18 protein-coding genes, 1 pseudogene and 1 riboswitch are annotated in these 22542 nt (G+C 71.7%); of the genes and pseudogenes, 8 read left to right on the forward strand and 11 right to left on the reverse strand.

Translation table 11 applies throughout. The features are described from left to right. Positions 1-7 precede the first annotated feature (7 nt). The 3 genes and pseudogenes from LWJ43_RS15535 (at position 8) to LWJ43_RS15545 (ending at position 4570) form a co-directional block, all read left to right on the forward strand. Entirely contained in the window at positions 8-2458 is a 2451-nt protein-coding gene (locus LWJ43_RS15535; protein ID WP_277335896.1) for a helicase-associated domain-containing protein, read from the forward strand. A gap of 94 nt (positions 2459-2552) precedes the next feature. After that, a pseudogene (locus LWJ43_RS15540) lies at positions 2553-2948 on the forward strand (phosphorothioated DNA-binding restriction endonuclease); the annotation flags it as partial. Between the two features lie 404 nt (positions 2949-3352). Further along, positions 3353-4570, forward strand: a complete 1218-nt coding sequence (locus LWJ43_RS15545) for an MFS transporter (RefSeq protein WP_277332839.1) — start codon at positions 3353-3355, stop codon at positions 4568-4570. A 481-nt stretch (positions 4571-5051) separates the two neighbouring features. Here LWJ43_RS15545 and LWJ43_RS15550 read toward each other — a convergent pair whose 3' ends face one another. The 4 genes from LWJ43_RS15550 to LWJ43_RS15565 form a co-directional block, all read right to left on the reverse strand. Beyond that, positions 5052-5504 carry a hypothetical protein gene (locus tag LWJ43_RS15550; protein ID WP_277332840.1) on the reverse strand — a complete coding sequence of 151 codons (453 nt, stop codon included), beginning with the start codon at positions 5502-5504 and terminating at the stop codon, positions 5052-5054. A 29-nt stretch (positions 5505-5533) separates the two neighbouring features. Further along, positions 5534-5860, reverse strand: coding sequence for a hypothetical protein (locus LWJ43_RS15555; protein ID WP_277332841.1), 327 nt, complete (start codon positions 5858-5860; stop codon positions 5534-5536). Between the two features lie 354 nt (positions 5861-6214). Then, complete coding sequence (locus LWJ43_RS15560) at positions 6215-6709, reverse strand: DUF4234 domain-containing protein (protein ID WP_277332842.1); 495 nt, start codon at positions 6707-6709, stop codon at positions 6215-6217. A 201-nt stretch (positions 6710-6910) separates the two neighbouring features. Further along, positions 6911-7504, reverse strand: a complete 594-nt coding sequence (locus LWJ43_RS15565; protein WP_277332843.1) for a maleylpyruvate isomerase family mycothiol-dependent enzyme — start codon at positions 7502-7504, stop codon at positions 6911-6913. Positions 7505-7755: 251 nt separating this feature from the next. Between LWJ43_RS15565 and LWJ43_RS15570 the strand changes: the two genes are divergently transcribed. After that, positions 7756-8880: a hypothetical protein gene (locus LWJ43_RS15570; RefSeq protein ID WP_277332844.1), complete on the forward strand. Its 1125-nt coding sequence runs from the start codon at positions 7756-7758 to the stop codon at positions 8878-8880. Positions 8881-8993: 113 nt separating this feature from the next. Here LWJ43_RS15570 and LWJ43_RS15575 read toward each other — a convergent pair whose 3' ends face one another. From LWJ43_RS15575 to LWJ43_RS15590, 4 genes are all read right to left on the reverse strand, one after another. Further along, a complete protein-coding gene (locus tag LWJ43_RS15575) occupies positions 8994-9404 on the reverse strand; it encodes a VOC family protein (protein ID WP_277332845.1) in 411 nt (136 codons plus the stop codon). 5 nt (positions 9405-9409) lie between these two features. Beyond that, complete coding sequence (locus tag LWJ43_RS15580; protein WP_277332846.1) at positions 9410-9859, reverse strand: helix-turn-helix transcriptional regulator; 450 nt, start codon at positions 9857-9859, stop codon at positions 9410-9412. An 83-nt stretch (positions 9860-9942) separates the two neighbouring features. Further along, positions 9943-10557: a VOC family protein gene (locus LWJ43_RS15585; RefSeq protein WP_277332847.1), complete on the reverse strand. Its 615-nt coding sequence runs from the start codon at positions 10555-10557 to the stop codon at positions 9943-9945. Between the two features lie 265 nt (positions 10558-10822). Next, positions 10823-11740 (reverse strand): SDR family oxidoreductase, encoded by a 918-nt coding sequence (locus LWJ43_RS15590; RefSeq protein ID WP_277332848.1) that lies wholly within the window; start codon positions 11738-11740, stop codon positions 10823-10825. Between the two features lie 86 nt (positions 11741-11826). Between LWJ43_RS15590 and LWJ43_RS15595 the strand changes: the two genes are divergently transcribed. After that, positions 11827-12399 (forward strand): TetR/AcrR family transcriptional regulator, encoded by a 573-nt coding sequence (locus LWJ43_RS15595; protein ID WP_277332849.1) that lies wholly within the window; start codon positions 11827-11829, stop codon positions 12397-12399. A 70-nt stretch (positions 12400-12469) separates the two neighbouring features. Here LWJ43_RS15595 and LWJ43_RS15600 read toward each other — a convergent pair whose 3' ends face one another. Further along, positions 12470-13231 (reverse strand): IclR family transcriptional regulator, encoded by a 762-nt coding sequence (locus LWJ43_RS15600; RefSeq protein WP_277332850.1) that lies wholly within the window; start codon positions 13229-13231, stop codon positions 12470-12472. Positions 13232-13319: 88 nt separating this feature from the next. Then, positions 13320-16919, reverse strand: a complete 3600-nt coding sequence (gene cobN, locus LWJ43_RS15605) for a cobaltochelatase subunit CobN (RefSeq protein WP_277332851.1) — start codon at positions 16917-16919, stop codon at positions 13320-13322. Between the two features lie 64 nt (positions 16920-16983). Beyond that, a riboswitch (cobalamin riboswitch) is annotated at positions 16984-17132 on the reverse strand. A 108-nt stretch (positions 17133-17240) separates the two neighbouring features. Here cobN and cobG point away from each other — a divergent pair. From cobG to cobJ, 3 genes are all read left to right on the forward strand, one after another. Beyond that, entirely contained in the window at positions 17241-18542 is a 1302-nt protein-coding gene (gene cobG / locus LWJ43_RS15610) for a precorrin-3B synthase (protein WP_277332852.1), read from the forward strand. 74 nt (positions 18543-18616) lie between these two features. Next, positions 18617-19243 (forward strand): precorrin-8X methylmutase, encoded by a 627-nt coding sequence (locus LWJ43_RS15615; protein WP_147960648.1) that lies wholly within the window; start codon positions 18617-18619, stop codon positions 19241-19243. Beyond that, the gene (gene cobJ, locus LWJ43_RS15620) at positions 19240-20763 is read left to right on the forward strand and encodes a precorrin-3B C(17)-methyltransferase (protein WP_277332853.1); all 1524 of its coding nucleotides are present in this window, start codon (positions 19240-19242) and stop codon (positions 20761-20763) included. The genes LWJ43_RS15615 and cobJ overlap by 4 nt, the downstream gene beginning before the upstream one ends. 205 nt (positions 20764-20968) lie before the next feature. Here cobJ and LWJ43_RS15625 read toward each other — a convergent pair whose 3' ends face one another. Further along, positions 20969-22498 (reverse strand): alpha-1,2-mannosidase, encoded by a 1530-nt coding sequence (locus tag LWJ43_RS15625; RefSeq protein ID WP_277332854.1) that lies wholly within the window; start codon positions 22496-22498, stop codon positions 20969-20971. Between the last annotated feature and the right edge of the window lie 44 nt (positions 22499-22542).

The raw sequence follows: 22542 nt of genomic DNA on the forward strand, positions 1-22542 counted from the left end.
TGTCCCCATCGGCAAGCCCAGCGGATCAACTCTGGCCACGTGGCTGAGTGATCTGGAAGTCGACCGGCTCGAGCGGGTCCTGGCAGCTCGCCCGGATGCAGTGTCCCCGCCGGAACCACGATCGTTCGGCGAACTCGCGGACCGCCTTCAGCGCCCGGCGTCGGTTGCCCCGGTGCTGCCCGGGCTCGCGCTGCCGCACCTGCAGGTAGCCGAGGCACTGGCGGCATCGGGGCCCGTTCCATGTGCTGCCCTGGCCGATCTGCTGGATGCGACCGGAACGGAGAGCATTCGCGGGCTGGACGCGGCCTTGGAGGCGCTGGCCGACCGCGCACTCGTCTGGCCGGACGGCGAAGGGCTGCTGCGCATGGCGGCGCCGTTGCGGCAGGCGTGGGACTCGCCGCTGGGGCTGGACGCTCCGCTCACCCGGCTACTGGCGGACACGACCTCCGAGGAACTGCGCCGCATGCTGGTGGCCCTGGGCATCCCGTCGCCCGGCACCACCAAGAAGCATCGGCTGACCGCCCTGCTGGAACACCACAGCAATCCGGAACGGGTGACCGCGGTGATCACTTCGGCACCTGCGTCCACCCGGAAGCTGCTTGAGCGGCGAGCGTCTCACCAGGGTGAACAGGATCGATCACCGGCGCCATTGATCACGTTCAGGGCCCCGTCGGCCGACTCCGAGCCGGGTGCGCGCTGGGCACTGGAGCGGGGACTGCTGGTCCAGGACCGGTACTCCGGGTACGGATCCACACGCATGCCCGCCGAGGTGGCGCTCGCACTGCGCGGAGCCGGCTGGCACGCCCCCTTCGAGCCCGTCCCGCCCGTCGTGCGGACGGCGTCCGTCACCTCGGCGGAAGTGGACCGGGAGGCGGCGGCAGCCGCCACGGCGTTCGCCGCACATGCCGCGTCGGTTCTGGCGACGTGCTCCGCTGCTCCGCCGGCCCTGCTGAAGTCCGGCGGGGTCGGAGCACGTGAGCTGTCCCGGATCAGCAAGGCGGCGCAGTGCGACGACATCGTCGTACGCCTTGTTCTGGAGACGGCGTACGACGCCGGGCTGCTGGCCCGGGACGGCGACCGGGTCGCGGCAACGAACGGATACGACACCTGGGCGGAACGAGAACCGGCGGAGCAGCTCACCGCGCTTCTCCACACCTGGCGAACGCTGCCGCTGACTCCGGCCCAGGCCCGTGACGAGGACGGCAAGGTACTGCCCGCGCTCGCCGGAACTCCGCCCTGCGGCGGCTGTGTACAGGCCCGAGAGGGGCTCCTCGCCGCCGCAGCGCAGCTCCCGGCGCACCGGGGAGTGCACAGCCCCGCGGAACTCGGGCCGATGGTCGCCTGGCACCGCCCGCTCGCTGAACAACTCCCCCAGGACACCACGCCCTTCGCCACCGCGATCCGGGAAGCGGAACTGCTCGGGGTCGTCGCCCGCGGCTGCCTGTCCCCCATCGGTGCCGCTCTGCGGGCCGACGACACCGAAGCCGCCGAAACGCTCGCCGCTGCCTGTGAGCGGCTGCTGCCGGCAGCCACCAGGGCAGCCCGTTTCGGCGCGGACCTCACCGCCGTTGTCACCGGCACACCGTCCGCCCGCCTCGCCGCACTGCTGGACACCGTCGCGGACAAGGAAGTCGGTGGCACGGCATCGGTGTGGCGGTTCAGCCCCACAACCGTTCGCCGTGCCCTGGACACGGGCCGCACGGCGGATGCCATCGCGGCCGATCTGGGCGCCGTCGCGGTCGGCGCCCTCCCTCAACCGCTGTTGTACCTGCTCAACGACTCCGCACGCACTCACGGCCGTGTGCGCATCGCCCCCGCTGCCTGTGTGATCCATGGCGAAGAAGCCGCCCTCCTCGCCGAACTCGTCTCTCACAGAAAGCTCGCCGCCCTCGGCCTACGCGTGTTGGCACCGACCGTGCTGGTCAGCCGGATCCCACTCGACAAGACCCTCGCCGCGCTCCGGGCCGCCGGCTACGCCCCCGTCGCCGAGAGGGCCGACGGGACCGTACGCGTCGAGAAGACCCGGCGCCGACGTGCCGCCGCCCCGGTCCCGGTCCCCCCACTCCCAGGCCAGCGGCAGCGGTCCGTGCCGACGGTGACTCAGATGACTCCGGTTACCGTCGGCCTGAGCACGCTGGCCGCCAGGCTGCGGGCCGCCCCGCCGACACTCCCGGCTCCCGACCCGTTCGGCACCGGGGTCCCCTACGGCACGGACACCGAGGAGATCGTCGCCGCGTACGCGAAGAACCTGGCGTACAGCGATGTCCGCCAGCTCGCCCATGCCGTCGACGTCGGCACAGCCATCACGGTCGAGTACGTCGCCGCCTCGGGCAACCGGACCGTACGTATCCTCAGCGAGCTCGTGCTCGACCCGCCCTACTTGTACGCCTGGTGCCACCTGCGCGACGACGAACGGGTCTTCACCCTCTCCCGCATCCACGGCATCATGCCCGGGTAGCCGGGATCCGCGTCGTGGCTCTGTGTTCGGCCGGTCACTGCGGCCCTGCCCCGCCACCGAGCACTGCGACGAGGCGCCATTACGATCGCCGACCATGGACTGGGTCGAGCGCACCGCGCAGTTGAGGCAGTGGACCAGGAGCGGGGCGCGGGCTCCGCACAAGCCGTTGCTGTTCCTGTACGCGCTCAGCCGGTTCCAGCAGGACGCCGGCGACGAGCTGCGGTACAGCACGGTGGAGCAGGACCTGCGGCGGCTGCTCGCCGAGTACGGTCCTGGGAACCGGACGACGCCCGCCTATCCCTTCCATCATCTGGTGAGTGACGGCGTGTGGGAGGTGCGCACCGAGCGCGGTCCGGGCAGCCCCGGGACCGGGGTCAGGGAGCTGCGCGCAACCGGCGCCGCTGGGCGGCTGACGCCGGAGCTACGGGCGGCGCTGCGGCGGGATCCGCCCCTGCTCAGCCGAATGACACGCGTACTCCTCGATCTGGACTCCGAGCTCCACCTTGACGCCCTGAACCACGCCCGCTCCACGGTGTGTGGGTCGAAGGCGGACGGGATGGAAGCTGGGGTGAATAGCGGTGCGGGGGGCCTGCGCACCCACCGGGGTGATGTCCTCCGGGGAGTCGGTGGCAGGTCGATGGGACTTGCACCATGCTCAGAGTCGGCCACGCGAGCGCTGTGTGGCTCAAAGAACACCACGACTGTCGTACGTAAGTGCGAAGATGAGCCCTAGTTTCTGCCGGCCCTAAGGTCGTCGCGGATCAAGCAGGGCCTTCCGTGCACCGCGTCGACGGAGCCGGTTGTTGGCGTCGGGAATCTGCCAGAAGATAGTGCCCGTTCCTGCTGGACTGGAGGTCACACTCGCCATGTGATGGCCAACTCAGGACGGGATTCATGTCCACAGCAACCACCCCTTCTGTCCAATCTCCCGCATCGCCGGACCGCTCGCCTTTCATCTCCTGGCTGGCCGTAATTTCGATAATGCTGGGGATCTTCTCCATTGTCACGACCGAAATTCTCCCGATCGGCCTTCTTACGTCGATCGGATCGAGTTTCACTATTTCGGACGGAATGGCTGGTCTCATGATGACCATGCCAGGATTCCTCGCCGCGGCCTCGGCCCCTGTGGTCACGGTGGCCACAGGACGTATCGACCGGCGCGTCATGCTGGGCGTGTTCATCCTTCTGCTGTCGCTGGCCAACTTTCTTGCCGCCGCCGCGTCGAGCTACTGGCTGGTCCTGGTCTCCCGCGTCATGGTGGGCGTCACCATCGGCGGCTTCTGGTCCATCGGGGCCGGACTCGCTGGTCAGCTGGTTCCCGCGAAGTCCGTGGGCCGCGCGACCTCGGTGATCTTCTCCGCCGTACCGCTCGGCTCCGTACTCGGAGTACCGCTGGGCACGTTCATCGGCGACATCGCGGGCTGGCGGACGGCGTTCCTCGTCATGGGCGGCTTCACGTTGGCCGTCCTCGTGTTGCTACTCGTAGTCCTCCCGCCCCTCCCTTCCGACCAGGCGACGCGCCTCGATGTCCTCGGCAGCACGCTCCGAAGCATCAACACCCGCTTCGCCCTGGTCATGACCTTCCTCGTCGTGCTCGCTCACTTCGGCACGTACACGTATGTCACCCCCTTCCTGGAGCAGGTGACCCACGTCAGTTCGGGTCTCATCACGATCTACCTGCTCATCTACGGTGCGGCCGGCATCGCCGGTAACTTCCTCGGCGGATCCACGGTGGGTCGCTATCCGCGGGCCACCTTCGCCGCGGCGGCGGCCCTGATCGCCGCCGCGGCCCTACTCCTGCCCGCCCTGGGACAGTCGGACGCCGGCGCGGTGGCGCTGCTGGTCGTCTGGGGCGTCGCCTACGGTGCCGTCCCGGTCTGTTCCCAGACGTGGTTCTCCAAGGCCGCCCCTGACTCCCCCGAGGCGTCCTCTGTCCTCTTCACGGCCTCCTTCCAGGCCACCATCTCCATCGGGGCCCTGGTGGGAGGGGCCGTCCTCGACCGTTCCTCGCCCTCCACGGTGATGGTGCTGGGCGGGCTGGCGGCCGTCCTGATGGTCCTCGTGGCCTGGGCCCACTGGGCGGGGAGGTTTACCTGGCCGACGTCCTCCTAGCCACACCGTGACCGGGGCGGCCGTCCGCCTCGGTCACCTGCCCCACGCTTTCCCCTCTCGTCTGGTCGCGCCCGCACCAGCGGGCCGGCCCGGCGAGAGGTGCCTCCACTTCCCTTTCTCGGACCACCTCGATGAGCCAGGTGCTCACGATCGCCTACCTAAGACCGTGTCCTATGTGGTGAGGGATACCTGCGAGTGCAGCGCGCCGCGTTCGCCGCTGTGGCACGTCAGGTGCTTCTTCATCCGCAGGAGCGCGTGACCGTTGTAATCGCCGAAGAGTGAAGGATGGTGTGTCCACGTCTGGGATCTTCCGCTCGTGTGCACGCCTCCTCGGTACCCCTGGCTCTAACGCGTGAGCCACCCGGATCGTTGTTCTGGTCTTTGTTCAAATCTCGTATCCTCCGCCATTGCTCACACCGGGCAATACGTTGAAGGGCCGCGGCTTGGGGGCCTTCGACGTTGACCGACTACTGACCGCTGCTCAGATCTGCACCATGTGCACGTCCTGGGCATCCAGTGCCTTCAGATAGGCGTCGAGGTCCGCCGGATCACTGGTGAAGACCACGGCACTGCCGTGCCGGTCGGCCGTGAGGGCCACCAAGGCATCCACAGCGTCCGGCCGCTTGTTCGGGGGCAGCTCTGCTGAACCGAGTGCGCTCCCGATGCGTTGCCGCTCGGTGATGTCCGGACCAGTGGCACACATGATGCATGCCGTCTGCCCCACGCCGGCAGGGCGCATGGCTGGGGCCGAACTGCGAGCCTGAGGCACTGTGCAATCCTTCATCACCCCGGTCAGGGCATGCACAGTGGCGGGACTGGGCCGCCAGACTTGCGCCGGTACCGGTCCGAGCACGAGCGCCCGATGCGGCGTCTCCCGGAGACCGGCGTGCAGACGCACCGCCTTCGCCTTGCGGTCCGCGAGCGCGATCAGCATGCCGGTGTCGTAGACCGGCACCCGGACAGTCACGCCGCGTTACCGGATCGGGTAGCAGGACCCTCGGCACCATGGATGAGCCCCATGGCCTCCTGCACCTCCTGCCGCTCCTGCTCCGTGAGGTCGTCGTCGGCGACTTCAGGCAGCGGTGCCAGTCCGGCAGCCTCTGCCTCAGCCGCCGCGATAACCTCGTCGAGTCGGGCGAACTGTGCCTCCGCCGCTTCCACCTCGGCCATCTGCCGGGTCGCAGCGTTGACGAGGTAAGCGGACACATCCATTCCGGCCCGCTCCGCGTGGGTCCGGATGCGCTCGTCGTGCTCACTGTCCAGGCTGATGCTGATCCTTGTCTTCGGCATACCGGCAGTGCATGACGCGGATTACGCCTCCGCCAGCACCTGTCCTGAGCAGAGCGGCCACGCACGCTGCCTTGCCTCACCCACGACCGTCCGAACTCCGCCCGACAAGGCTCGTGGTCTCGGTTCGGTCTGATTCACCTCTGTACGGCGCCGATTGTGCGGCAGTCCCCTGAACCGTCGCAGGTCGATACTCGCCTGACTGCCTCCGGACGTCCGGGCGAGACGTGGAAAGCATGTCGGGGGCAACTCCTCACGAGTTCGAATCCAGCTCCGCCGTCGCTCTCACCGATCAGGACGCCAGGGCCGCGCCGAGGGCCCCGCGAGACGTCGCGGAGCCCTCGGCGTTCAGGGCCTTCAGGCGGCGAGGGGGACCTGGGTGCCCTCCGTGACGCCCGGGTAGGCCTCGGTGACCAGGTTGAGCTGGCGCTGCATGTACCAGGTGTTCAGACCGAAGACGAAGACCAGCCACATGCTGGCGGCGGGGCTGCACGTCACCGGCAGGCCGGCCGCTCGCTGGGCGTCCGCTATGGCCCTGCCGGTGTTGCGGAAGGAGATCAGCGGAGCGATCAAGGTCCACCCGAGGAAGATCAGGACCAGCACGCTTCCGCCGGGGTTGAGGGTCTGGCGCCGGTCGAACTGCTGCAGCTCCTTGTGGATCTTGTAGTACCAGACCAGCTGGTAGATCCCGAGAGTGACGAGTGGCAGACCGAGCCACACCGCCACGGGCCCGCGACGCTTCATGGCCAGTCCGGGCAGCCCGACCGTACCGGGTGTTCCGGTCGCGACCACGCCTCCGGCCTGGGCGGCGGCACTCGGGCCGGAGGTGGTGGTGGGCTGGATTTCAGCCATGTGAGGTGCTCCATCTACTGGTTCTGGTTCCGGACGGAGCAGCGTTGCAGTAAGTGGAGCAATTGTTAAGCACGTTGCGGATTCCGTGGTGCTTTCGTATCCACAGCGTGATGAGTGTCGGGCGATCAGGGCAGAAGTCAACTCTCGTGCTTCGGCACGGGCGTTCAGGTGATCTGGCGGACGAAGACCGCGCGGGACCCGTCAGCCCTCCGGCCGCCACCCCGCGTCGCGGCCGAGGTGGTTGAGTAGCGCACTCGCATCGCCCACGCCCGGAGCCGCCTCGATGGCGGGGCCGTAGGCGAACCCCCGGAGCGGCTCGACCAGTTCCTTTGCCGCCGGAGCGAGCCGGCGTGCCAGTTCGTCGGTGAGCGGAGAGGGCCGGCCGGTCGCCACGGCGATGTCCCAGGCGTGGACCGCCGCGTCCAACGCGGCCGCTCCCACCGCCGTCGCCGCAGTGACCTCGAAGGGCGGCAGCGGGACCGGCACCGCGTCCCTGGACGGGTCGAGCGCGGCGAACGCCTCCGCCGATGCCGTCAGCGCGGCGTCGAGCAGCTCGGCAAGCTCGCCGTCCCAGGCGGGCGAGGGGGCGAACGGGTCCTGGGCGGGGCCCGGACGGCCGGTCAGCGTAGAGGCGAAGGCGAGCTGGTCACCGGCCGCGTGCTGGACGACCTGGACGACGTTCCACTCCGCGGCCGGCGTGGGACGTTGCCGGCCGTCGGCGGGAATCGAGGCGACCGCCGCGCGCAGGAGGTCGTGCGCCGCCAGCAGGAGGGACCACGTATGGATGCCTGTCATGCGCGGATCGTAGCGGCCGATGGCGGGAATATCCGCTTCAGTTCCGGGTGCGGAGAACCCGCCCGGTCTCCTCGCGGACTAGCTCCTGACCGGGCAGTTCGGTCGTCGGGGGAGCCGTTCCCGAGAGCGCGCACCCGGTCGCGGCCCCCCTACAACCATCGGGTGCCGCCGGGAGTCTGGTCCGTAGCCGGCCGGCCATGGGCCTCGTCGGCGTCCAGGGAGTCTCTCTCACCGCAAAGGACCGCTCACCGATGCATGTACGGCACCTCACGCGCACCGCGGCCGTCTCACTGGCTCTCGCCTCCACCCTGCTCATGGCCGGTGGCGCCGGGGCGGCCGAGGTACCCGGCTGGGAGGTCTCCCTCTCCGGGGACAGCCCGGCCGGATCCCTGATGTCCGTGTCCTCGGTCGACGACGATCTCGCCTGGGCGGTCGGACGCAAGGACGGTAACGGCGTCATCATGCGCTGGGACGGCGAGCAGTGGAGCGAGGACACCGCTCCGGGGCTTCCCGACGTCTGGCAGTGGTCGTCCGTCAGCGCCGTGTCCGCCGACGACGTCTGGGCCTACGGCACGGTGGGGCGGGACCAGGCCCTCGTGCACTACGACGGCGAGCGCTGGAACAGCGTCGCCGCGGCCGGGCCCGCGGACGACTCCTGGCCCGAGGTACCGCTCGACGCCGTCCCCGGCCGGCTCTTCAAGGGCGGCAACGCGCTCTACACCTACTCGGACGGCGCATGGCGGACCTTCGCGCTGCCGGCCCGCGTCGACATCAGGGACATCGACGCGATCTCGGCGGACGACGCCTACGCCACCGGCATGCGGTACCCGGTGGACGGCGGCCACCCGGTGACGTACCACTGGGACGGCGAGACCTGGACGCTGATGGACCGGCCTCCCGTGCGCACCGGCACGGACACCGCGAAGATCACCGCCGTCGCCCCGGACGACGTCTACGTGGCCGGGTGGGCCGACGGTCCCGACGCCGACCCGCCCGTGCCGAGCGTCGCGCACTGGGACGGCACGGCCTGGGAGGACATCACGGGGGAGCTCTCCGACCTGTACCTCCACGCGATCGCCCCCGACGGGCGGGGCGGGCTCTGGGTGACGGGCAACGACCAGGCCGAACCCGCCCACTCGGAGGCGGTCTTCTGGCACTTCGACGGCGCCACCTGGACCAAGGGGGCAGGGGCAGCGGCTCCCGACGGAGACACCCGGTGGCCCTCGTACACCTTCTACGATCTGGCCCCGGCCGGGACCTCCGGCGAGTTCTGGGCCGTCGGTGACTACTCCACGCCCATGGACTCGCACGGCGACCAGACGGTCAACGGCCTGATCGAGCGGTCGACGACGCCTGCCGGTACGCCGTCCGGCTGACACGAGATCGCCGAGGAGGTCGGCGAGGCCTCCTGGCCGATGCCGCTCCCCGTTGACCTGGGCCCGGACGGCCCCGCCCGCCGCCGGTCACGGCTGCGGGCGGGGCCGTGGGGTCAGCGCAGTTCCTGGATACGGATCAGGTTGCCCGCGGGGTCGCGGAAGGCGCAGTCCCGGATGCCGTACGGCTGCTCGGTCGGTTCCTGGACGACCTCGGCGTCGCCTGACTGCACCTTCTCGAAGGTGGCGTCGAGGTCCTTGGTCGCCAGGAGGATCCAGCCGTAGGTGCCCTTGGCCATCATCTCGACGACGGTGCGGCGTTCGTCCTCGGTGATGCCGGGGTCCACGGCCGGCGGCGCCAGCAGGATCGACGTGCCGGGCTGACCGGCGGGGCCGACCGTGATCCAGCGCATCGTGCCGGACCCGACGTCCTTGCGGACCTCGAATCCGAGGGTGTCGCGGTAGAAGGCCAGAGCGGCGTCCGGGTCGTCGTGCGGGAGGACGCTCGTGTGAATGGTGATGTCCATGCCGGTCACGCTAGCGGCGGTTCGACAGCGCGGACTTCTCGATTCCTGACCGGTCTGGTCACCTGTTTCGCCACGCACGGCGGCACTCCCGCCGCCCCGCCCACCGCCTGGCGCCGGTAGGTGCTGGGCGGCATGCCGACCAGTTCGGTGAAGCGCGTGCTGAAGGTGCCCAGTGACGAACAGCCGACGGCGAAGCAGACTTCGGTGACGCTGAGGTCTCCACGGCGCAGCAAGGCCATCGCCCGCTCGATGCGCCGCGTCATCAGATAGCCGTACGGTGATTCGCCGTAGGCGGCCCGGAACTGGCGGCTGAGGTGCCCTGCCGACATGTTCACGCCCCGGGCGAGCGCCTCGACGTCCAGGGGCTGCGCGTACTCCCGGTCCATCCGGTCGCGGACCCGGCGCAGCAGCGCCAGGTCGCGCAGGTGCTGGGACTCGGACGGTCTGCTCGTCACGTGTGCGATCGTGCCACGCCGCTCCGTCCCGCCGGGCGCGTTCCGCCGATCAGGCGTGGGTGACGCGACGGCTGCGGGGCTGGTCAGTGCGATGTCTTCTCCCACTCGAAGCCGTCCGGGTCGGCGAAGGGGCCGCTGTCGCCGGTGAGCACGATCCTGTGCGACCCGGTGCCGTCCGGCGGTACCCCTGCGTCCTTGGCCAGGGCGCGGCGGCCGTAGAGCGCCAGTGTGACGGGGCTCGAAGGCATGTCGAACTCGACGTACTTCCGGCCGAAGCTCTTCCCCACGGTGAAGCCCCGGTCGACGTAGAACCGCTTGCTCGCGAGCACGTCATCGGCTCCCAGGAGGAGCACGAGGCGGTCGATCTCCCGGGTGGCCGGGCCCTTGTCCTTCTTGGCCGATGTGGCGATCTTCCAGAGTGTCCCGTCGGGGGCCTGTACGACGCCTCCGTAACCCCACAGGGACTTCTTGGCCGGCTTCACCGACGAGGCCCCGGCCGTGAGCGCGGAGTCGACGAGGGCGTCGACCGTGGACGGCTGGGAGACCGTGAGGGACAGCGTGAAGCCGCGGAAGCCGCTCGTCGGCGCCTCCGAAACCCGCACGCGGAGCTCGGGGCCCAGGCCGAAGGCCGTGGCGTAGAAGTGTTCGGCGGCGGTGGGGTCGGCCACCTCGAGGGTGACGGATGCGATGGAAGCCATGTGACGAAGCTATGGCCGCCCCGCGCCGCGCGCTTCTCGATTCCTGACCGGTCGGGGATCGAGGCCGGGCGGTACGGCGCCGCGGGCCTCCGGACCGGTCACCGCGTACCGGACCGGGTGCCGCGCCGGAAAACCGGCTCTGGAGCCGGGGGCCGTGTCCCGCCCCGGGAAACAGCGCCCGAACCGAAACCCTTGTCCGGCCCCGGGAAACCGTGTCCGGCCCCGGAAGCCGCCGACCGCCCGGGCGGGGCGGCCCCGTGTGCGCTCAGGCGGCGGGAGCGCGGAAGTAGTGGCCCTCGTCGAGGTCCTCGACCAGACCGGGGCGGGTCGGCTGCCAGCCCAGCAGTTCGCCCGTGAGGGTGTGCGACGCCGGGGCGTCGAGCCCGAGGAACCCGCCCAGCCAGGAGAAGTGCTCGGCAGCGTCGGCCGGGGCGACGGAGGACACCGGCACGTCGAGGTGGCGGCCGATCACCTCGGCGATGTCGCGGATCGCGACGCCCTCCTCCGCGACGCCGTGCAGTACCGAGCCTGCAGGTGCCTTTTCGACGGCCAGCCGGAACAGTCGTGCGGCGTCCAGCCGGTGGACCGCCGGCCAGCGGTTGGCACCGTCACCGATGTAGCCGGAGACACCGTGGGCACGGGCCATGGCGACCAGGCTCGCCACGAAGCCGTTGTCCCCCTCCCCGTGGCAGGTGGGGGAGAGCCGCACCACGGAGGCGCGGATGTCCCGCGGGGCGAGGGCGAGCACCGCCCGGGAGGTGGCCGCCCGCACCGAGGTGGGGGAACCGTCGATCGTCGGCATGTCCCGTTCGGTGACCACGCGCCCGGTGGCGAGACCTGCGACGCCCGAGGCGATGACGAGGGGACGGCCGGTGCCCGCCAGTACGTCGCCGAAGGCGTCGACGGCACGACGGTCGGCCTCCGCGGCCCCCAGGAAGTCACCCGTGAAGGCGATGTCGTGCTTGAAGGCGAGGTGGATGACGCCGTCGGTCGCGGCGGCCGCGTCCCTCAGGACGTCGAGATCGTCGACGGTGCCGTGGACCACCTCGGCCCCGGCAGCGGTGAGCGCGGCGGCGGACGCCTCCGAGCGGGCGAGCCCCACCACCTGGTGGCCCGCCTCGAGGAGCTCGGGCACGACGGCGGAACCGATCCAGCCGGACGCACCGGTCACGAAGATACGCATGAGGAACTCCGGAACTGTTGATGTCATTGACTGACATCAACCGTAGCACCGCGATGTCAGCCCCTGCCATCACGTAGGATCGGGGCATGGGTAGATGGGAGCCGAACGCGCGCGGACGCCTGGCGGAGGCGGCGTTGGAGCTCTACAGCGAACGCGGTTTCGAGCAGACCACCGTGGCGGAGATCGCCGGACGGGCCGGGCTCACCGAACGGACCTACTTCCGGCACTACGCCGACAAGCGCGAGGTTCTCTTCGGCGGCTCCGAGCTGCAGGACCTGCTGGTCGGGGCGGCCGCCGACGCTCCGGAGTCCCTGGCTCCGATCGACGTACTCGCGGTGGGCCTCGACGCGGTCTCCGAGATGTTCGAGGACCGGCGGGCGCACGCACGGAAACGTCAGGCCGTGATCCTGGCGAACGCGGAACTCCAGGAGCGCGAGCTGATCAAGCTCGCCTCGCTGTCGGCCGCGCTCGCCGCGACCCTGCGCCGGCGGGGCGTGCCGGAGCCGGCCGCGAGCCTGACCGCCGAAGCGGGGATCGCCGTTTTCAAGGTCGGCTTCGAACGCTGGATCGCGGAGTCCGAGAAACGCGGGATGTCGCCCGTGATGCGGGAGCTGCTGGACGAACTCAAGACCGTGGCCGGGGGCGGACACGGCTCGTAGCCGTGTCCCGTCACACCGCTCGTAGCCGCGCCCGGCCTTGCTTCCCGGGGTTCCCTGGCCCGTCGCCTCCTCAGCTGCCGAGCGAGAGGCCCCTGGTCACACGGTCCGCCGACGACAGCAGGCTTGCGCGGACCTGACTGGTCCGGTACATCCGGTCCGCCCGGAACGAGACGCCGAGCGACCCGATCGTGGCGCCCTGGTACACGGGCACCGCGATGCACGTCGTGCCGAGGTCGTACTCCTCGCGGTCCATCACCGCGGGCGCCGGGAACGACGATTCGAGTTGCCGGACCAGCTCCTCCCGGTGCGTGATCGTGCGGGGAGTGAGATCGGCGAGGGTGTGCCGTGAGAGGTACTCGGCCCGGGCGTCGTCGTCCAGCTCACGCAGGACGCACTTGCCGAGCGCCGTGGCGTGCCCCGCGTCCTCGAATCCCACCCAGAGGTCGACCCGGGGCGTCTGCGGGCCGTCGACGATCTCTGCGATCCTGATCTCGCCCTCCTCGTAGAAGGTGAGGTAGGCGGCGGCCGACAGGTCGTCCCGGAGTGAGACGAGGGCGGGGCGGACCCGGTTCAGGAGGTCCAGCCCGGCGTGGTCGCCGCCCAGGTCCGCGCCCAGGCCGTCGCCCAGCACGAAACCGCCGTCCTCGATCCTGCGGAGATAGCCGTCCTTCGTGAGGGCCCGTAGCACTCGAAGGGCCTCGTCAAGAGGCAGTTCGGCCTCCAGCGCCAGTCGCTCCGCCGACGCGCCCCCCTCGTGCGCCGCGACGACGTCCAACAGGCGGAACGCCTGCTGGACAGAGTTCATGGGCGCGTGGCCCTCTCGGTCACCCATGCCACAAGCTTGGACCCGCTGCCGGGAGGCGGCAAGACAGGGCGGCGGCGCGCCGACCGGAGTGCTCCCCGGCCGGCGCGCGCCCCGCTCAGTCCTCGCCCTCGAGATCGCCCTCGGTCTCCAGGAACACCTGGCGCAGCGCTTCGAGCACCGACGGGTCGGGCTTCTCCCACATCCCCCGGGACTCCGCCTCCAGGAGGCGCTCGGCGATGCCGTGGAGGGCCCAGGGGTTGGCCTGCTGGAGGAATTCGCGGTTCGTGGGGTCGAGGACGTACGTCTCGGTCAGCTTGTCGTACATCCAGTCCGCGACGACGCCCGTCGTCGCGTCGTAACCGAAGAGGTAGTCGACCGTCGCGGCCAGCTCGAAGGCGCCCTTGTAGCCGTGGCGGCGCATCGCCTCGATCCACTTGGGGTTGACCACCCGGGCGCGGAAGACCCGGGACGTCTCCTCGACCAGCGTGCGCGTACGGACCGTCTCGGGGCGGGTCGAGTCCCCGATGTACGCCTCGGGAGCGGAGCCCTTCAGCGCGCGCACGGTCGCGACCATGCCGCCGTGGTACTGGAAGTAGTCGTCCGAGTCCGCGATGTCGTGCTCACGGGTGTCGGTGTTCTTCGCCGCCACCGCGATCCGCTTGTAGGCGGTCTCCATCTCGTCGCGGGCCGGACGTCCGTCCAGCTCACGGCCGTAGGCGTAGCCGCCCCACACCGTGTAGACCTCGGCGAGGTCGGCGTCCGTCCGCCAGTCGCGCGAGTCGATGAGCTGGAGCAGCCCCGCCCCGTACGTCCCCGGGCGCGAGCCGAAGATACGGGTGGTGGCGCGCCGCTCGTCGCCGTGTTCGGCGAGGTCGGCCTGCGTGTGGGCGCGTACGAAGTTCCGCTCGGCGGGCTCGTCGAGCGAGGCCGCCAGGCGTACGGCGTCGTCGAGCAGGCCGATGGTGTGCGGGAAGGCGTCGCGGAAGAAGCCGGAGATCCGCAGCGTGACGTCGATGCGCGGGCGCCCCAGTTCCTCGTACGGGATCGCCTCCAGACCCGTGACGCGTCGCGAGGCGTCGTCCCAGACGGGGCGGACGCCGAGCAGCGCGAACGCCTCGGCGATGTCGTCACCGGCCGTGCGCATCGCGCTGGTGCCCCAGAGCGAGAGGCCGACCGAGGTGGGCCAGTCACCGTTGTCCGCGCGGTAGCGCTCCAGGAGCGAGTCGGCGAGGGCCTGGCCGGTCTCCCAGGCGAGGCGGGACGGGACGGCCTTCGGGTCGACGGAGTAGAAGTTACGGCCGGTCGGCAGGACGTTGACCAGACCGCGGAGCGGGGAGCCGGACGGGCCGGCGGGAACGAAGCCGCCGTTCAGCGCGTGGACCGCGTGGTCCAGCTCGTCCGTCGTCGCGGCGAGGCGGGGCACGACCTCGCGGGCGGCGAAGTCGAGGATGTCGGCGACGGCCTGCGGGTGCCCGGCGGCCACCACGGCGACGGCCGCCGGGTCCCAGTCCGCGTCGTCCATCGCCTGGACCAGCGCGCGGGCCTTCTCCTCGGTCTCGTCCGCCGCGGTGCGGGTCGCCGCCGACTCGTCCAGGCCAAGTGCCTCGCGCAGGCCCGGCAGCGAGGCCGTGCCGCCCCAGATCTGCCGGGCGCGCAGGACCGCGAGGACCAGGTTGACGCGGTCCTTGCCGGCCGGGGCACTACCCAGGACGTGCAGGCCGTCGCGGATCTGGACGTCCTTGATCTCACAGAGCCAGCCGTCGAGATGCATGATGAACTCGTCGAAGCCCTCGTCCTCGGGCCGGTCCTCCAGGCCCAGGTCGTGGTCGAGCTTCGCCGCCTGGATGAGGGTCCAGATCTGGGCGCGTACCGCCGGGAGCTTCGCCGGGTCCATCGCGGCGATCTGGGCGTGCTCGTCCAGGAGTTGTTCGAGGCGGGCGATGTCGCCGTAGCTGTCGGCGCGGGCCATCGGCGGCACGAGGTGGTCCACGAGGGTGGCGTGCACCCGGCGCTTGGCCTGGGTGCCCTCGCCCGGGTCGTTCACCAGGAACGGGTAGACCAGCGGCAGGTCCCCCAGTGCGGCGTCGGGGCCGCAGGCTGCGGAGAGGCCTGCGTTCTTGCCGGGCAGCCACTCCAGATTGCCGTGCTTGCCGAGGTGGATCATCGCGTCCGCGCCGAAGCCGTTGTCGTCGGCGGACGCGGCGATCCAGCGGTACGCGGCCAGGTAGTGGTGCGAGGGCGGCAGGTCAGGGTCGTGGTAGATCGCGATCGGGTTCTCGCCGAAGCCGCGCGGCGGCTGGATGAGGATGAGCAGGTTGCCGCGGCGCAGGGCCGCGAGCACGATGTCGCCCTCGGGGTTGCGGGACCGGTCGACGAACATCTCGCCGGGCGCCGGGCCCCAGTGCTCCTCCACGGCCTCGCGCAGTTCGGCGGGCAGCGTGGCGAACCAGCGGCGGTAGTCGGCCGCGGGGATCCTGACCGGGTTGCGGGCCAGCTGCTCCTCGGTGAGCCACTCCTGGTCGTGGCCGCCGGCCTCGATGAGCGCGTAGATCAGCTCGTCGCCGTCGCCGGAGACCAGGCCGGGGATCTCCTCCTCGGGGCCGAAGTCGTAGCCCTCCTCGCGGAGCCTGCGCAGCAGGGCGACGGCGCTGGCGGGGGTGTCGAGGCCGACCGCGTTGCCGATGCGGGAGTGCTTGGTCGGGTAGGCCGACAGGACCAGCGCGATCCGCTTCTCGGCCGCCGGGATGTGGCGGAGCCGCGCGTGGCGTACGGCGATCCCGGCGACCCTGGCGGCGCGCTCGGTGTCGGCGACGTACGCGGGCAGACCGTCCTCGTCGATCTCCTTGAAGGAGAACGGCACGGTGATCAGACGCCCGTCGAACTCCGGCACCGCGATCTGGGTGGCCGCGTCGAGCGGGGAGACACCCTCGTCGTTCTCCTCCCAGGCGGCACGCGGGCTGGTGAGGCAGAGCGCCTGGAGGACCGGGACGTCGAGGCCGGTGAGGGCGCCCGCGTCCCAGGACTCGTCGTCCCCGCCGGCCGACGCGGTCGCGGGCTTGGTGCCACCGGCCGCGAGGACGGTGGTCACTATGGCGTCCGCTGCACGGAGTTCGTCGATGAGTTCCGGTTCGGGCGACCGGAGCGAGGCGACGTACAGCGGGAGGGGGCGGGCGCCCGCGTCCTCCACGGCCGCGCAGAGCGCCTCGATGAACGCGGTGTTCCCGCTCATGTGGTGGGCGCGGTAGTAGAGCACCGCGACGGTCGGGCCGGTGACGTCACGGGCGGTCCGCTCCAGCGGGCCCCACGCGGGGGCCGGGGCGGGCGGCTCGAAGCCGTGGCCGGTGAGCAGCACGGTGTCGGAGAGGAAGCGGGCCAGCTGCTCCAGGTTGGCGGGTCCGCCGTGCGCGAGGTAGGCATGCGCCTCCGCCGCGATGCCGATGGGCACGGTCGACGCGGCCATCAGCTGGGCGTCGGGGGCCTGTTCACCTGTCAGCACGACGACGGGCCTGCCGGTGGCCAGCACCTGGTCCAGCCCCTCCTGCCAGGCACGGACACCGCCGAGGAGGCGTACGACGACGAGGTCGGCCTCCTCCAGCAGCTGCGGGAGGTCGTCGAGGGCGAGCCGGGAGGGGTTGGCGTAGCGGTAGCTGACCGGTCCCTGCGCGGCACGGGCGCTCAGCAGGTCGGTGTCGGACGTCGACAGGAGCAGGATCATGCGGCGTCAGCCCTCCTCGGGGTGTCCACGCCCCGGGCAGTGTCGGATCAGCTGCTCGGGCGGGACCGAGAGCCTGGGAAAGGGAGTTCCTGACTCGCACGGCCGGTGGGCCGGGCTCACAGTGGCGGGACCGCGCCGGAATCTCACCGGGCTTCCTCCCAAGTCGCCGTACGGCGATGGCGGACCGAACGGACCGCCGCTAGGCATAGTAGGCGGGAGGAGGGGGGTCCTGACCAGACGGCCCCCGCCCGGGCCCCGGACAGGGGGCCGGTGTCCCGTAGGTCACAGTGACCGTAGGGGTGCGTCACGGTCACGGTCGGTATGCTCGCCGCCATGTCCGCCTCCCCCCTTCCGCCCCGTTCTCCGGGCGACGCGTGTGCCCGGAGCAGCGGTGACGCCTGCCCCGGCGCGCTGCGTCTGCACCGGGCGGACGACGGTGCGCTGGCGCGGATCCGCATACCCGGCGGGGTGCTGACGCCCCGCCAGGCAGATGCGCTGGGACAGGCCGCCGAGCGCCTCGGTGACGGTGAGCTGCATCTCACCTCCCGCGGAAACGTGCAGCTGCGCGGGCTCGCGCCGGACTGCGGTGCCGAGCTGGCCGGGCTTCTGCACGAGGCCGGACTGCTCCCCTCCGAACGTCATGAACGCGTGCGCAACGTCGTCGCGTCCCCGCTCTCCGGGCTCGACGGCCTCGGGTCCGTCGACGTCGGACCGTGGCTGACCGGCCTCGACCGTCTGCTGTGCGGAAGCGCGGGCGCGACGGCGCTCTCCGGACGTTTCCTGTTCGCCCTCGACGACGGCCGCGGCGATGTGGACGCCCTCGGAGCCGACCTCACCCTGCTGGGCCAGGACGACGGCGACGCCCTGCTGCGCGTCGGGCACGTCGACGAGGTACTCCGCCTCCCCGCCGCCGAGGGCCCCCGCGCCGCGCTGACCGCCGCCGAGGCCTTCCTCGACTCCGCCCGGGAGACCGGCGCCTGGCGGGTGAAGGACCTGCCGGACGCAGCCGCCGCCGCGCTGCCCGCCGAGGTCCTCCGCCGGCTGCGGCGGACGGGGACCACCGTCACGACGGGCCGCCGACCCCGCCCCCTCGAAGCCCTGCCCCCGGCCCACGGGCCGGTTCCGGGCAGCCACCGCGAGGCCGCCCTGTCCGTCGGTGTGCCGCTGGGCCGGCTGGTACCGGCCCAGTGGCGGCTGCTGTCGGGCGCCGGGGAACTGCGCCTCACCCCGTGGCGCGGAATCGTCGTCACCGGCATCGGCCCCGGCCGGGCGGACAGCATGTCGGCCCGCCTCGCCGACGCCGGCCTGATCACCGGGCCCGGCTCCCCGTGGGCCGGGGTAGGCGCCTGCATCGGCCGGCCCGGCTGCGCGAAATCGCTGGCCGACGTGCGGACCGAGGCGGGGGCCGCCGTCGGACCTGCCGGACGGCTCCCTGTGTACTGGTCCGGGTGCGAACGCCGCTGCGGCCATCCGCACGGGGAGTGGATCGACGTGGTCGCCACCCCGGGCGGACACCGGATCTCCCACGTCCGGGGGGACCTGGCCACCGCGACGGCGACGGTACGGGACGACCCGGCGGCGCTGGCAGCGGCCGTGGCGACGGCCCGGGGCGCACGCACCTGACCACCACGCATGACCCCCTGTCCGGCCCCCTCTCCGACCTGTTCGGCGGGGAAGACGAAGAAAGCGACAGCACTGTGCACCAGTACGAGAAGGACGGACCGGCGATCTACCGCCAGTCCTTCGCCACCATCCGCGCGGAGGCGGATCTGGCAGGGCTGCCCGCCGACGTGAGCCAGGTCGCCGTCCGCATGATCCACGCCTGCGGCATGGTCGACCTCGTACGCGATCTCGCCTTCTCGCCGAACGTGGTGGCCGACGCCCGCGCGGCCCTGCGCTCCGGCGCACCGATCCTGTGCGACGTGGCCATGGTCGCCAGCGGCGTCACCCGCAAGCGGCTGCCCGCGGACAACGAGGTGATCTGCACCCTCTCCGACCCGGCCGTCCCCGGGCTGGCCGCAGAGCTGGGCACCACCCGCAGCGCGGCCGCCCTGGAGCTGTGGCGGGACCGGATGGAGGGCGCGGTCGTCGCCGTCGGCAACGCGCCCACCGCCCTCTTCCGGCTGCTGGAGATGATCGAGGAGGGCGCCCCGCGCCCCGCCGCCGTCATCGGAGTGCCCGTCGGTTTCATCGGGGCCGCCGAGTCCAAGGAGGCCCTGGCCTCCCACCCGTCCGGGCTGGAGCACCTCGTCGTACGGGGCAGGCGTGGGGGCAGCGCCATAGCCGCCGCCGCCCTCAACGCGATCGCCAGCGAGGAGGAGTGAGCGTGCCCGAGCAGCAGCGCGCAGGCGGCACGGGCCGGCTGTACGGCGTCGGGCTCGGCCCCGGCGACCCGGCCCTGATGACGGTGCGGGCGGTGCAGATCATCGGCGAGGCCGATGTCGTCGCGTACCACTCCGCCCGGCACGGCCGTTCCATCGCCCGCTCGATCGCGGCGCAGTACATCCGCGCCGACCACATCGAGGAGGCGCTGGTCTACCCCGTCACGACGGAGGCCACGGACCACCCCGGCGGCTACCGCGGCGCGCTGGACGAGTTCTACGCCGAGGCCGCGGCCCGCCTCGCGGTCCACCTCGACGCGGGACGCACCGTCGCCGTGCTGGCCGAGGGCGACCCGCTCTTCTACGGCTCGTACCAGCACATGCACAAGCGGCTCGCGGACCGTTACGACACCGAGGTCATCCCGGGCGTCACTTCGGTCAGCGCCGCCGCCGCCCGTCTCGGCACGCCGCTCGTCGAGGCCGAGGAGGTGCTGACGATCCTTCCCGGCACCCTGCCGGAGGAGGAACTGACCGCGCGTCTGGCGGCCACGGACTCCGCCGTGGTGATGAAGCTGGGCCGGACGTTCCCCGCCGTGCGCCGCGCGTTCGAGGCGTCGGGGCGGCTCCCCGAGGCGCGGTACGTCGAGCGCGCCACCATGGCCGGCGAACGGACCGGCGACCTCGCCGACACCGACGCGGACTCCGTGCCGTACTTCGCCGTCGCCGTGCTGCCGAGCCGGATCGACGCGCCCCGCCCCGAGCGGAGCCCCGGTACCGGCGAGGTCGTCGTGGTCGGCACCGGGCCGGCCGGACCGCTGTGGCTGACGCCCGAGACCCGTGGGGCGCTGGCCGCAGCCGACGACGTGGTCGGCTACACGACGTACCTGGACCGGGTGCCCGTCCGTCCCGGCCAGCGGCGCCACGGGTCCGACAACAAGGTGGAGTCCGAGCGCGCGGAATTCGCCCTCGACCTGGCGCGCCGCGGACACCGTGTCGCCGTGGTGTCCGGAGGCGACCCCGGGGTCTTCGCGATGGCCACCGCGGTCCTGGAAGTGGCCTCGCAGGACGCGTACGCGGACGTCGCCGTGCGGGTGCTGCCCGGGGTGACCGCGGCCAACGCCGCCGCGGCCAGGGCCGGTGCGCCACTGGGTCACGACTACGCCACCATCTCGCTCTCGGACCGGCTCAAGCCCTGGGAGGTCGTCGCCGGCCGGCTGCGCGCGGCGGCCACGGCCGACCTCGTCATGGCGCTGTACAACCCCGGTTCACGCAGCCGGACATGGCAGGTCGGCAAGGCCCGCGACCTGCTGCTGGAGCACCGCTCCCCGGACACGCCCGTGGTGCTCGGCCGTGACGTCGGAGGCCCGGCGGAGAGCGTGCGCACGGTGCGGCTGGGCGACCTGGACCCGGCCGAGGTGGACATGCGGACGATCCTCATCGTCGGCTCCTCGCAGACCCGGTGGGTGCACCGGGGTGGGGGCCGGCAGATCGTCTGGACGCCACGCCGCTACCCGGAGGACTGACGCCGCCGGGACCGGGGCGGGCCGAGGTCTGGGGCCGGTCCGGGGTCGGTTCCACGGCCGGTCCCAGCTCCGGGTCCCGAGGCCCGAGCCCGGCCCCGGCCCCTGCCCCGTCTTCGGTCCCGAGGCCGGTCCCGAGGCGCGAGCTCGGCCCCGAGGCCCGAGGCCGGTCCCGAGGCCCGAGGCCCGAGGCCGGCCGGCGTCCGGATCAGCGTTCCCGGACCTGTTCGGCCAGCTTGCCGATGGACCGGGCCGCCTCGGCCAGACTGCGGGCCGCCCGCTCCAGCTCCACGGCGAGACGCGCCGTCCGCTCGCCCGCCGCGACGTCGTCCTGGACGGCGACGGCCGTGCCCCGGTATCCGATGGGGCCCTCGTTGTGGCGCTGGTAGTAACCGCTGAAGTGGTCCGAGGCGAACCCCGCGAACCGCACACCGGAGAGCTGTATCTCGCCCGCGCCCCCGTTGCCGGTGATGTCGAGGCGGTAGCGGGAGTAGGACGCCGGGGCCGCGCCGATCCCGAAACTCCTGCTCTCGAAGCGCCTGTCGAAGCCCTGCCCGGTCCGGGAGTCCAGCTCGGTCCAGTGGACGCCGTCCTGCGAGCCGGACAGGGTCCAGTCCCGGGGATCGCGGTCGGGGAAGTCGTTGGCGGATATCAGGGTGTAGCCGGTGAGGGCGGTGGGCCGGCCGAAGGCGAATTCCACGGTCGCCTCGCACTCACCCGCCAGCCACTTCTTCCGGGAGTCCCGCAGCAGATTCTCCGCGACCTCCCCGGCCTCCTCGAACTCGTCGCTGACCTCGGCGACGGTCGCCTCCTCGGTGACGTCCTGTGCCGCTCCGGGAAGCCTGTCGGCGATGCTCAGCGCGGCCGTACCGGAGTTGCCCCGCTGATCACGCCAGGTCACCCGCTCCACGGGTCCGGAGCCGTCCTCCACCAGAAGCCTCAGCTCTCCGGAAGAGTGCCAGGCACCGCCCCAGCCCTCCTCGGTGAGGAAACGGTGTACACGGAGGCCCTCGGTCCCCTCCGGGAACGGTCCACGCCCTGTGACGCGGCCGCGGAACTCGGCGAGTGTGCCGTCGGCGGCGCGGTGATGGCCGTGGAAGTCGGACATGTTCGACTGGAAGCTGATCGCCGATTCCGCACCGTCCTGACCGCGCCAGCCCAACTGGGCGGGCAGCGACCGCTCGCCCCGGTCAACGTGGAACAGCAGCCGGGGCCCGGGCCGCCAGGACGAGGTGAACGGCAGGCGGCGCTCCGTCGTGTAGGTGAAGACCGTGTCACGGGCCGCCTCCGCGGCCATCGCGCGCTCGGAGCGGCCACGCTCGTACACGGAGTCGAGGGTGACGCGGTAGAGCCAGAGCATGCTGCGCGCGTCGGCACCGGTGCGTATCTCCAGCGTGTTGGTGCCCGGCCGCAGCAGCTCGCCCGGGACCGCGAGCACGTTGTCCTGCGGCAGGTCACCGCCGCCGGGCACGGTGAACCCCTCGACGAGGGCCTTGCCGTTCACCAGCACGTCGACCGGGGCGTACCCGGGGGACCCGCCCAGCTTGGAGACCAGCGCGGTCACCTTCAGCGTCGCTTCGGCGATCCGCTCCTGGCCGTCGATCTCGAAGTCCAGCTCGGTGCTCGCGTCAGCACCCATCGCCAGATGCGAGGAGGCCTTGTGGCAGTGGCGATACCTGATCCCCGCGTTGGACACACCGGCCGGCGTGGCGGAGAAGTCTGCGAACGTCGCTTGCATGGAGGTCTCCTGGTGGTGCGTCACGCCCCGGGGCGCCCGTCAGT

It is taken from the genome of Streptomyces sp. JH34 (assembly GCF_029428875.1).
Lineage (GTDB): Bacteria > Actinomycetota > Actinomycetes > Streptomycetales > Streptomycetaceae > Streptomyces.